An 11,722-nucleotide genomic window follows, 5' to 3' on the forward strand; every position below is an offset into this window, starting at 1 on the left:
GGAGCCGCATGCGCTTTCTGCCCGTCAGCCTGACGACCCTCCTCGTGGAACTCGCCGATCTCGACGAGACGCTGGCGCTGTTCGCCGCGCTGGAGGTCAGCCCGCTCGCCGGAATCGACGAGGTGGTGCCGGCGACCCGCACCTTGATGATCCGCTATCGCCCGGGCGACCTCAGCGCCGAGGCCCTGGCGGCCGACCTGCGGGCGCGGCAACTCGGCGGCCGCCCGGCGCCGTCCGATCGCCTGGTCGAGGTGCCCGTCCGCTATGACGGGGAGGACCTGGACGAGGTCGCAGCGCTCACCGGCCTCACCCGCGAGGAGGTCGTCCGGCGCCATACGGCGAGCGAGTTCACCGTGGCCTTCACCGGCTTCGCGCCGGGCTTCGGCTACCTCGTCGGCGGCGATTCCGCCCTCCACGTGCCGCGCCGCCGCAGCCCGCGCACGCGCATTCCGGCTGGCGCGGTGGCGCTCGCGGGACAGTTCAGCGGCGTCTATCCGCAGGCGAGTCCCGGCGGCTGGCAGATCATCGGCGTGACGCCGCTGGCGATGTGGGACCTGTCGCGCGATCCGCCGGCGCTGTTCGAGCCGGGCACGCGCGTGCGCTTCGTCGACATGGCGGCGCAAGGTGCCGCGCCCGCGGTCGAGGCAGCCCCATCGGCGGATGCCCGCGCGGAGACGGAGCGTCCCGCGCCCGATCTCGGCATCCGCGTCCTGGCGGCGCCGATGCCGGCGCTGTTCCAGGATCTCGGCCGGCCCGGCCAGACCGGGCAAGGCGTCTCGGCATCCGGGGCGCTCGACCGCGGGGCGCTGAGGGCGGCGAACCGCGCCGTTGGCAATCCATCGGGAACGCCTTGCCTCGAGATCGCGCTCGGCGGCTTCCGCTTCGAAGCGATCGGCCGCCTGACCGTGGCGCTCGCCGGCGCCGACGTCCGCCTCTCCGTCACCGATGCCGCTGGCCGACGCTTCGAGGCCGAGCCCTATCGGGCGATCGCGCTGGAGCCGGGCGATGTCGCCGAGATCGGCCGGCCCACCGGCGGGGTGCGCTCCTATCTTGCGGTCCGCGGCGGCTTCGACGTCGCGCCGGTTCTGGCGAGCGCGTCCACCGACACGCTGGCCAAGGTCGGGCCCGAACCGGTCGCAGCCGGCGCCGTCCTCGGCGTCCGGCCGATCGCAACTGCCGGCTGGGCGAGCGTCTCGCTGGAGGAAGTGGCGCCCGGCGCGCTGCCCAGCGCTGGCGACACGGTGACGCTCGACGTCGTCATGGGCCCCCGCACCGACTGGTTCACCGCCTCCGGCATCGAGACTCTGACGGCCCAGCTCTGGGACGTCACGCCACAGTCCAGCCGCGTCGGCATCCGCCTTGCGGGTGAGGTTGGCCTGGAGCGCATCGACGCTGCGGAACTACCGAGCGAGGGCACCGCGACCGGCGCGATCCAGGTGCCGCACAGCGGCCAGCCCGTGCTGTTTCTCGCCGACCACCCTTTGACCGGCGGCTATCCCGTCATCGCCACCGTCGCCGAATACCATCTCGACCTCGCCGCCCAGATCCCGGTCGGCGCCCGCATCCGTTTCCGCCCGATCACGGCGTTCGCCGAGATCGCGCCGCTCGGGTCCGCCTGACCCCGTCCCCTCCATCGAGGCCCGTTCCATGCAAAAAGTCCTGATCGCCAACCGGGGTGAGATCGCCGTCCGCATCGTGCGGGCCTGCCGTGACTACGGCCTCGCCTCGGTCGCCGTCTACGCCGATGCCGACGCCGACGCGCTGTTCGTCGGCATGGCCGACGAGGCCTATGGGCTCGGCGGCCAAAGCCCGGCCGAGACCTATCTCGACATTGCCAAGCTGATCGCCGTCGCCCGAAGAGCCGGCGCCGACGCCGTGCATCCCGGCTACGGCTTCCTGTCCGAGAATGCCGGCTTTGCGCGGGCGGTGATCGAGGCCGGGCTGACCTGGATAGGGCCGGACCCGGCTGTCATCGAGGCGCTCGGCGACAAGGTCGAGGCCCGGCGCATCGCCGAGCGCGTCGGCGCGCCGCTGGTGCCGGGCAGCGACGGCCCTGTGGCCGATGCCGAAGCGGTCACCGCCTTCGCCCGCGATCACGGCCTGCCGGTGGCGATCAAGGCGGCCTTCGGCGGCGGTGGCCGCGGCCTCAAGGTGGCGCGCACGATGGAGGAGATCCCCGAGCTCTTCGCCTCCGCGGTGCGCGAGGCGGTGGTCGCCTTCGGCCGGGGCGAATGCTTCGTCGAGCGTTTTCTCGACCGTCCCCGGCATATCGAGGCGCAGGTGCTGGCCGACCGGCACGGCCACGTCCACGTCGTCGGCACCCGCGACTGCTCGCTGCAGCGGCGCAACCAGAAGCTCGTCGAGGAGGCCCCGGCGCCTTTCCTCACCGAAGAGCAGCGTGCCCGCATACACGAGGCCGCCCGCGCGATCTGCGCGGCAGCCGGCTACACCGGCGCCGGAACGGTCGAGTTCCTGCTGGGCGTCGACGGCTCGATCTCGTTCCTCGAGGTCAACACTCGCCTGCAGGTCGAGCACCCGGTGACGGAGGAGACCACCGGGCTCGACCTCGTGATCGAGCAGTTCCGCATCGCCGAGGGCCTCGCACTCACCACCACCGAGACGCCGGTGCCGCGCGGCCATTCCATCGAGTTCCGGATCAATGCCGAGGACCCCGGCCGCGGCTTCCTGCCGACCCCTGGCACCATCACCCGTTTCGACCCGCCGTCCGGCCCCGGCATCCGGCTCGACACCGGCGTCGTCACCGGCTCGACCATTCCCGGCACCTTCGATTCGATGATGGCCAAGCTCATCGTCACCGGGCGCACGCGGGGCGAAGCGCTGGCGCGCGCGCGGCGGGCGCTCGCCGAGTTCCGCATCGAGGGCGTTGCCACCGTCTTGCCCTTCCACCGCGCCGCCATCGAGAGCGCGGACTTCGTTGGGGCGGACGGCTTCAAGGTGCACACCCGCTGGATCGAAACCGATTTCGCCGAAATGCCGGAGGCGGCGATGCGGCCGGAAAGGCCCACTGAGGCCGGGATCGTCGAGGGCTTTGTCGAGATCGACGGCCGGCGGTCGCGGATCGTCATCCCGCAGAGCCTGATTGCCGGTCTCGGCTTCTCCGGCGCGTCGGCGCCGGCCGCCCCGGGCGCGGCTCCGGCGGCTGCGGACGCCGAGGCTTTGGCCGCCCCGGTCTCCGGCACGCTGCAGGCCTGGAAGGTGGAGGAGGGCGCCGCGGTGGCGGAGGGCGACGTCGTTGCCATCATGGAGGCGATGAAGATGGAGACGCAGGTGCTGGCCCACCGCAGCGGGCAGATGCGCCGCGGGGCCGCGGAAGGCGCCTACCAGGATGCCGGTACCGTTATCGCCCGCATCGCCGGCTGAGCTTTGCGCCCTCCGCGCTTGCCCTATCTGCGCTTCGCAGGTGGAGACCGGAGGGATGTGACCCCCCGGGTGTGATGCGGGGTGGAACTGGTGCCAGCGTTTAGATTTCTGCGATCCCGCCGGGTGATGCCGGCGTGACGCTTCTCATCCCCGTTCTCGGCGACCAACTGTCGATGTCACTCGCCAGCTTGCGCGATGTCGACCGCGCGGACGCTGTCGTCCTGATGATGGAGGTGTGGGACGAGGCGACCTATGTGCGCCACCACAAGAAGAAGATCGCGCTGATCTTCTCGGCCATGCGCCATTTTGCCGAGGCGCTGCGGGCAGACGGCTGGACGGTCGACTACATCAAGCTCGACACCGAGGGGAACAGCCAGAGTTTTACGGGCGAGGTCGAGCGCGCGGCGAAGCGGCACGGCACTTCTGCCATCCGCGTCGTCGAGGGGGCGGAGTACCGCGTCCGCGAAGAGCAGGACCGATGGGCCGGGCGCACCGGCCTGCCGGTCGAGATTCTTGAGGACGACCGCTTCATCTGTTCGCTGCCGGCGTTTGCCCTCTGGGCCAAGGACCGCCAGGAGCTCCGCATGGAGTTCTTCTACCGCGACATGCGCCGGCAGACCGGGCTCCTGATGACCCCCGGCGGCAAGCCGGAGGGCGGCCAGTGGAATTTTGACCACGACAACCGAAAGACACCGCCGCGCGGCCTCAACTACCCCGCGCCCGAACGCTTCGAGCCCGACGAGATCACGCGCGAGGTTCTGGCGCTGGTGGCAAAGAGGTTCGGGGACCATTTCGGCGATCTTGAGCCTTTCGGCCTGCCGGTGACACGTGCCCAGGCGCTGACGGCGCTGGAAAAGTTCATCGACACCGCGCTGCCGGACTTCGGCCGCTACCAGGATGCGATGATCGCGGGGCAGGACTATCTCTACCACAGCAGCCTGTCGCTCTGCCTGAACCTTGGCCTGCTCGGCCCGTTCGAGGTTTGCGAGGCGGCGGTTGCCGCCTACAAGCGGGGCGATGCCGAGATCAATTCGGTCGAGGGCTTCGTGCGCCAGATCATCGGCTGGCGCGAATACATGCGCGGCATGTACTGGCGCGACATGCCGGCCTTCGCGGACCGCAACGCGCTGAAGGCGACGCGGCCGCTGCCGGAATTCTATTGGACCGGCGACACCGACATGCGCTGCCTCAAGGAGAGCGTCGGGCAGACCCGGCGCGAGGCCTATGCCCACCACATCCAGCGGCTGATGGTGCTCGGCAACTTCGCGCTCCTCGCCGGCATCGACCCCAAGGCGATCTCCGACTGGTTCCTGGTGGTCTACTTCGATGCCTATGAATGGGTGGAGCTGCCGAACGTCATCGGCATGAGCCAGTATGCCGACGGCGGCGCGATCGCTTCCAAGCCCTATGCCTCTTCGGGCGCCTATATCGACCGCATGTCCGACTATTGCGGCCGGTGCCGCTACGACGTGAAGGCGAAGACCGGGCCCGACGCCTGTCCGTTCAACGCGCTCTATTGGGACTTTCTCGCCCGGCACGAGGAGCGGTTCTCCGGCAATCAACGCATGCGAAACATGTACGCGACCTGGAACCGCTTCGATGATGCACGGCAAGCGGAATACCGCAAAAGCGCCAAAACCTTCCTCGACGGACTGACGCCGGCGGCCCCTGGCTGGGCCAGGGACTGATCCTGCGCCCGCACTGCCCCATATAGATCGGTTCGGGCGCAGCGCTCGCCGCGCAAGAACTGCGGCTGCGGCTGATCGGACATTAGACCGGAAATGCCGCTTGCCGGGGTTGGCCCGTCGGCATGGACGAGAATATCGCAGGCCAGGCCGAAACCAGAGACCTTCTGCAGAATGGGGAATCCATGAGCCGAGACATCCTACAGAGCGCCGTTCGGAACCGCCTCCTCCGCAATCTACCGGAACAGGCCTTCTCGCTGCTGGCGCCGGATCTCGAGCCGGTGGAACTGCCGATCGGAATGGTCCTCGAGTTGCCGGACGCCCCGATCGAGCACATCATCTACCTCGAGAGCGGGATCGCGGCGCGAATGATCGTCGGCCGGGACGGCGATATGGCGGAGAGCGGCCATATCGGCTCCGAGGGCATGACCGGCAAGCCGATCGTCCAGGGCGGGACTTTCGCCACCAACAAGATCCAGATGCAGTTCGGCGGAAAAGGCCTGCGGATCGCCCGCGACCCCTTCATCGAGGCGATGTCGCGCAACGACGACCTTGCCGTTCTCATGCGCAAATATGTGCTGGCCTGCGAGGTCCAGGTCGAACACTCGCTTCTGGCCGCCACGACGCAGATGATCAACGAGCGCCTAGCGCGCTGGCTCCTGATGTATCATGACCGCGCTGAGGGGGACGAGCTGCAGATCACGCACGATCTCCTGGCCAGCATGCTGCACGTGCGCCGGGCCGGCATCACCAGCGCAACGCACGTGCTCGAGGGCCTGCACGCGATCCGCGCCACCCGCGGCAGCATCAAGATCACCGACCGACAAGCCCTCGAAGAAATTGCCGGCCGCAGCTACGGCATTCCCGAGGCGGTGTATGAGCGGTTGATTCCGAACAGCTTTCAGGATCGAGCCCATGCCTATTCGGTGCCGGACGGCCTGGGCGCTGACCGCCAGCACGCGCCGCTTCTCGCCGAGGGCGATTCAGCCTGAGCCTTGCCGGTCGCCCGGGACAGGGGCGATGCTGAAGCTGCGACCTGACTTGCGGCTGCGCCGTTCTGCGCGACGGGGCGCCGGGCCAGCGCGTGACGATGATCGGCCGACCAAGCGGGCGGGATCGAATGCCGACCTTTCCGGTTTGTCAAAAAGCCGGACTTCGCCAGTGCTGCCTGCAGGCCGGAAGATCTCAAGAGAAGAACCGCGCGGGCGGTCATCCCGCGCAACCCAGATTGTACGGGAGACCATCCAATTTCAGTGTTCAAACAATCCCTTTCAGGCCTCGATGACGTCGAGGGTCTCAAGGACATTTTGGCGGCCTGTGCTGCCGAGAGAGAGCCTTCCGATGTCCGTCCGCTGCTGGGCATGCTGCTGGCCCATATCGGGGCCGAACGTCTTCTGCGGCCGAAGCCTGGCGGCGGCCAGATCTACGCGCCGTGCTGGCAGGACGTCTTGGCATGGCTGACGACGGTCGGCGGGATCGATCTGAACGCGGCGCGGCTGTTCGAGGGGCATCTCAATGCCGTCCAGCTGGTGTGTCTCTACGGCACGGCGGCACAGCAGGATATGACCGCCGAGCTCGTGTCGAAGGGCGGCCTCCTCGGCGTCTGGGGCGCGGATGCGACGCCGCCTCTCGCGTTGCAACCGGTAGAATCCGCGGCGACCTGGCAGCTGTCCGGCGCCAAGCGCTACGCTTCCGGGACCGGATTGGTCGCGAAGGCGATCGTCCTGGTCAATCAGCCGGACAACACGATGCAGCTTCTGCTGCTCGATGTCGACGATGCCGCGCGGAGCGACGGATCCTCCTGGAACATGCGGGGCATGCGCGGATCGGCTTCTGGCACGCATGACTTCGCCGGCATGGAGATCGGCGAGGATGCGCTGCTCGGCGGGACCGACGATTACCGGCGCGAGCCGTATTTCGTCGGCGGGATCTGGCGCTGTGCGGCCGCCCAGCTCGGTGCCATCGAGGCCCTCGTCAAGATCATGGCGGTTTCGCTGAAGGAAAGCGGCCGGGATGGCCATCCGCTCCAGATGGCGCGGATCGGCAGCGCGATCCTGAAGGCGCGGACCGTGCGCCTCTGGGTCGAGGATGCGGCCGAAAGGGTGGAAACCTATCGTCCCATCGACGGGGACGGGACCGGACTTGCCGAAGTCGTCGCGCTGTCCGCCTATGGCCGTCTGCTCACCGAGGAGGTCGCCATGGAGGTCATCGCGCTCGCCGAACGCGCCCTCGGGCTCTCCGCCTTCGCGATCGGTCATCCCGCGGAGGCACTGATGCGCGATCTCGCCGTCTACATCCGTCAGGCCAATCCTGATGCCGTCCTCCTGCAGCACGGGCGCGTGCTCGCCGCCGGACTGACGTCGTGAGCATCGCGACGGTCGGAGACTGGAACGCCGCCGTCGAGGCCTCGCCGATAGCCGACGCCAAGCGGCTGATCGGACCCGGCGGGCTCGTCGTCCTTTCGCCGCATCCGGACGACGAGACGCTCGGCGCCTCGGCCTTGCTGATCGCCGCCGGGCGGTTGGGGCGCGCGGTCGGGCTCGTCGCGGTAACGGATGGCGATGCGTCGCATCCCGCCTCCCGGCTCTTCCCGCCGGCGCGCATGGCGGAACTGCGATCCCGCGAGCAGGCGGCGGCAATGAATGTCCTCGGATGCCCGCCGACCGAGACTATGCGCCTCGGCCTGCCTGACGGCGGCTCGGGCCGCGATCCGCGCTTTGCGGCCGCGGCCGAGACGATTGCCGCGCTCTGCCAGCGGCTGGGCGCGACGGCGCTTGCGGCACCGCATCCCGACGATCCGCACCCCGACCACCATGCGTCGGCAGAACTGGCGCTGGCGGTGCGTGCGCTTTTGCCGGACCTGCGCGTCCTCTTCTACGAGGTCTGGTCGCGGCGCCTGCCGCCGGAGGCGCCGTTCAGCGGCGCCGGGCTGACGCCGTTTCGAGTGCGCACGAATGTCGAGCTGAAGCGCCAAGCAATCGACTGCCATGCAAGCCAGCTCGGCCGCGTCGTCACCGACGATCCCGGCGGGTTCGTCATGCCGCCCTGGTTTCTCGACGCCCAGAACGACGAGCGCGAGCGCTATGCCTGGCTGGCGATGCCGGGCGAAGTGCCGGGCGCCGCTCATTTCGACCGGCTCTATGCCGGGGGCGGCGATCCCTGGCATGCGAAGACCTCGCCCTACGAGGCGGAGAAGCGCCGAGCGAGCGTCGGCGCCCTCGCAGGACGGCGCTACCGCCGCGCCCTCGACATCGGCTGCGGGGAGGGGCTTCTGACAAGGCTTCTCCTTGAAGCGGGGGCTGCCGAGACGGTGGTCGGCGTCGACGGCGAGCCGGCGATCGTGGCGCGGGCGACGGCTGCCGCCGTTCCGGGGGCCTCTTTCGTGACCGGCCGGATGCCCGGCGATCTGCCGCTGGGGCCGTTCGATCTCGTGGTGCTGTCGGAGGTTCTCTACTTTCTCGACGAGAGGGACCTTGCCGCGCTCGTCGATGCCTTGTCGCACCGGCTCGAGTCCGGGGCCGGCATCCTTGTCGTCTCCTATCTCGGACCGACCGACACGCCGCTCGGCGGGCGCGCCGCCACCGACGTCTTCGCGGCTTGTCTCGGAGAGGCTGCGGTGCTTGTCAGCCTGGTGGAAACGCCGGACTACTGCATCGAGCATTTCGAGTGGCGAGGAGCGCCTGGCGCAGTGCCGGCAGATGGTCCCTGAGGTCTGACAAGCGCAGGCGGCGGCGCGTGAGGGCAGGGCTCTCGTCTTCGGCCGCCTGCCAGGCCGTCTCGCCGCCGGACAGGGCAAGGTCCCGGATGCGTGGGGCTGGCAAGTCCAGACCAGCGAGGGCCGCTTCCCGCCCGGCCGGGTCTATCGCATCGTGGAACGCGGCTCGGCTGCGCAGGCGCTCCAAAAGAGTTTCCGGCGGCTCCAGCAACTCGTCGACGATCGGGTTCGGCTCGGTGCGGTTGCGGTTGAGCTCGTCGGACAGTCCGCCGATGGCGCGCCCGATGAGGCGGCACGATGTCTCGACCCTTGGCCCGTTGGCGTAGCGGATGCGCAAGCCGCAGGCCTCGAAGCGGCGCCGCAAGGCCCGGTCTTCGCCGGAGGGCGGCATCGGCAAGCCGCCGATCTGGCGGTAGGCGGCGCCCGTCATGGCGAAGTTGGCGCCGCCGATATTGCCGTGGTGCGGCCAGGGATTGTCGGCGTCGGGCTGGATCAGCGCCGCGATCTCACGTGAGGCCTCGCGGTATTCGCGGATGATCGCCTCGCTCTCGGGATCGGCCGGCGGGAGCCGCGCCGCCTCCTCGGGAATGAAGCCGATGCGACCGCAGACGAGATCATAGCCGTGCCGGAACTCGCTCTCATAGGCAGCGCGAAGGCCCGGCAGCACGATGGTATCGCCGTCGATGGACAGGAGAATGGCTTGCGGGGCGAGGCCGGTCGCAATGTCCAGCACCAGGCGGCGGGCGCGCGGGGCGCTGCCTTGGCCGGCCTGCCAGCGGCATTCCACGAGGAGCGACGGACGGCGGAGCTGCGCCATCACGGCGGCCGCCTTGGCGATGGTGGCGTCCGTGCAGCCGTTCGCGAGAAGGAGGATGGCGTCGCCATCGGCCAGATCGGCGTCGAGCGCCGCGAGGCACCTTTCGATCCAATCCTCCTCGTTGCAGGCGGGGACACAAGCGATGAAGGCGGACCCCGCCAGAGCGGAAGGGTCGCCGGCAAAGCGCAGCCGCTCCATCGGCAAATCCGTCGCGACAAGCCCGAGCAGACCGTCGTCGGCCGGCGTCAGGGTGGCAAAGTCCGGGGCGTCACGCATCGGCCAAAACGCTTTCGCCGCGCCAGAGGGACTGGATCACGTCATTGCCGACGTCCGGCTTGGCGTCCCCGATGAACACGACGACCGGACCGAAACGCGTTTTCTCCGCACCATAGAAGTCGAGGAGATTGGGGTAGAGCGACTGGAGAGGGCGGGGTGTCAGCCCTTTCCCGCGCAGGAGATGGTCGATCACCACCTGATCGCCATGGACGGCATTCGGAACGGTGCCGCAGGATCCTGGCGTCATCCACCGCTCCGGATCGGCGGCAAAAGTCTCGTAGAGGAAGGCGAGTTCGTCGCCGTCCCAGCGCATCAGCGCGCTGGAGAGCCGGTCGCGGTGGAAATGGTCGGCCATGGCGGCAAGGCCCGGTTCGGACAGAGCGGACGCATCGCCGGCAAACACGGTGTCGAGGTCGCAAAGCAGCGTGACGCCCTCCGCGATCCCCGGCCGGAAGGCCTCCATCTTCGACCACCAGCCCGGCCAGTCGTGGCGGAGGGGGACGACCTCGATGCCATCGGCCTGGAAGGCCACGTCCGTCAGGCAAACGATCTGCTGGACGCCGGCAAACCGGCGTGCGCCGAGCGCCAGCCGCTCCACCCATGTCCTGTCGTAGCGCCCGCCGCTGCGCAGCACGGTGACGAGGGTCGATCCAGCGGCCGCAGTGCCGTCGCCGCCGGTGCTCATGCGGCGCTCTCTCCGGCTGTCTGAGATCCGCTCGCCGGCGCCCCCGCCCAGAGCTCGTCGGTGAGGGACTCGAGCCAGCTTGCGCCGCGCCGCGCGGCATCGGGGTCGTAGAGCGTGCCGAGCCGTTTGCCGTCGAGCTGACGCGCCCGCGCCAGGAGTTCCTGCCAGCCGGTGAGATCTCCAGGCCAGGCCGGGGCGCTGACGGCGGTGCCGAGCTTCACGAGTTCTTCCGCCTTGCGGACCTGCTCGCCGAAATAGCGCCACTCGGGAAAGACGATCAGCTTCTGCTCGACGCGGGCGATCTCGTGGATGGTGTTGTCGCCGACCGAGGCGATGACGATGTCGGCGGCGACGAGGTAGTCGGTGACATCCGGCACCCAGCCGAGTTCGCGAAGGTTCGAGAAGTCGGTCTCGTGGCCCTCGCGATGGGTAGGGCCGACGGTCAGCCAGAGCGCGTTCGGGGCAGCTCTGGCCGCCACCGTCAGCGGCGCGAGCGGCGTGCCGCTGCCACCCCCGCCGGTGACGACGACGATGACTTCCCTTTCGGGGTCGAGACCCAGCTTCTGCCGGGCCTCGGCCTTGGAGGGGATCTTCCCGACCGTCGTGCACAGTCCGCCGGTATAGACGGTTTTGGCGCGCAAATGGGCGGGATAGTCGTCCTGCTCCAGCCGCTCGTCGAACGGTGCCAGCATGCCGACCGAGGACTCGTAGGAACCGATATGGCCGATGTCCAGCCGGTCGCCGTGCATGCGGATCTGGACCGCCGGGCAGCTGGCGATGCGCGCCAGCATGGCGATTTCCGAGGACACGTCGACGACGAAGAGGCCGACCTCGCGGTCGTCGAGATGGTCGATGATGCCGCGCATCGTCTTGCGCATGGCCGACAGGCCGAGCGGCACGCAGTGCATCACCTGCGGCGTCGGCTCGGCGAAGAGCCGGGGCGTCGGCACCGCCGCGCCGATCATGTCGGGCAGCGTGATGATCTCGATGTCGCGGCTGAAGCCGTCGAAGAGATGTGGGCCCGCCGTCATGACGGAGACCGGGCGCTCCCGGGAGAACTCGGAAATCAGCGCCATCGTCCGGTTGGCGTGTCCCCGGCCCTGGTGATGGACGAAGAAGGAAATCGGCTTCAGCAAAGGGCAGTTCTCCGGTGTAGGGCAGGC

9 protein-coding genes are annotated in these 11,722 nt (G+C 69.1%); 6 read left to right on the top strand and 3 right to left on the bottom strand.

Annotated features, from left to right (window positions below):
* Nucleotides 1-8: 8 nt before the first annotated feature.
* The 6 genes from ACZLZY_RS19110 to ACZLZY_RS19135 all read left to right on the top strand — a co-directional run bounded on the left by ACZLZY_RS19110 (nucleotide 9) and on the right by ACZLZY_RS19135 (nucleotide 8,775).
* Nucleotides 9-1,619 (top strand): 5-oxoprolinase subunit B/C family protein, encoded by a 1,611-nt coding sequence (locus ACZLZY_RS19110; RefSeq protein ID WP_472935631.1) that lies wholly within the window; start codon nucleotides 9-11, stop codon nucleotides 1,617-1,619.
* A 28-nt stretch (nucleotides 1,620-1,647) separates the two neighbouring features.
* The gene (locus ACZLZY_RS19115) at nucleotides 1,648-3,381 is read left to right on the top strand and encodes an acetyl/propionyl/methylcrotonyl-CoA carboxylase subunit alpha (RefSeq protein ID WP_472935632.1); all 1,734 of its coding nucleotides are present in this window, start codon (nucleotides 1,648-1,650) and stop codon (nucleotides 3,379-3,381) included.
* A 134-nt stretch (nucleotides 3,382-3,515) separates the two neighbouring features.
* Entirely contained in the window at nucleotides 3,516-5,069 is a 1,554-nt protein-coding gene (locus ACZLZY_RS19120) for a cryptochrome/photolyase family protein (protein WP_472935633.1), read from the top strand.
* Between the two features lie 182 nt (nucleotides 5,070-5,251).
* Nucleotides 5,252-6,058: a Crp/Fnr family transcriptional regulator gene (locus tag ACZLZY_RS19125; RefSeq protein ID WP_472935634.1), complete on the top strand. Its 807-nt coding sequence runs from the start codon at nucleotides 5,252-5,254 to the stop codon at nucleotides 6,056-6,058.
* A gap of 261 nt (nucleotides 6,059-6,319) precedes the next feature.
* Nucleotides 6,320-7,432: an acyl-CoA dehydrogenase family protein gene (locus ACZLZY_RS19130; RefSeq protein WP_472935635.1), complete on the top strand. Its 1,113-nt coding sequence runs from the start codon at nucleotides 6,320-6,322 to the stop codon at nucleotides 7,430-7,432.
* Nucleotides 7,429-8,775: a PIG-L family deacetylase gene (locus ACZLZY_RS19135; protein WP_472935636.1), complete on the top strand. Its 1,347-nt coding sequence runs from the start codon at nucleotides 7,429-7,431 to the stop codon at nucleotides 8,773-8,775. Before ACZLZY_RS19130 ends, ACZLZY_RS19135 begins: the two co-directional genes overlap by 4 nt.
* Here the strand turns inward: ACZLZY_RS19135 and ACZLZY_RS19140 are convergent.
* From ACZLZY_RS19140 to ACZLZY_RS19150, 3 genes are read right to left on the bottom strand one after another with little or no spacing between them, the layout of a single operon-like run.
* Nucleotides 8,690-9,874, bottom strand: coding sequence for a glycosyltransferase family 2 protein (locus ACZLZY_RS19140; RefSeq protein ID WP_472935637.1), 1,185 nt, complete (start codon nucleotides 9,872-9,874; stop codon nucleotides 8,690-8,692). The two genes, ACZLZY_RS19135 and ACZLZY_RS19140, sit on opposite strands and share 86 nt — an antisense overlap.
* Nucleotides 9,867-10,559, bottom strand: coding sequence for a hypothetical protein (locus ACZLZY_RS19145; RefSeq protein ID WP_472935638.1), 693 nt, complete (start codon nucleotides 10,557-10,559; stop codon nucleotides 9,867-9,869). Before ACZLZY_RS19145 ends, ACZLZY_RS19140 begins: the two co-directional genes overlap by 8 nt.
* On the bottom strand, nucleotides 10,556-11,695 hold the full coding sequence (locus tag ACZLZY_RS19150; protein WP_472935639.1) for a glycosyltransferase: 1,140 nt from the start codon (nucleotides 11,693-11,695) through the stop codon (nucleotides 10,556-10,558). Before ACZLZY_RS19150 ends, ACZLZY_RS19145 begins: the two co-directional genes overlap by 4 nt.
* Nucleotides 11,696-11,722: the final 27 nt, after the last annotated feature.

The sequence above is a fragment of the Mesocryomonas lacus genome, from assembly GCF_055730135.2.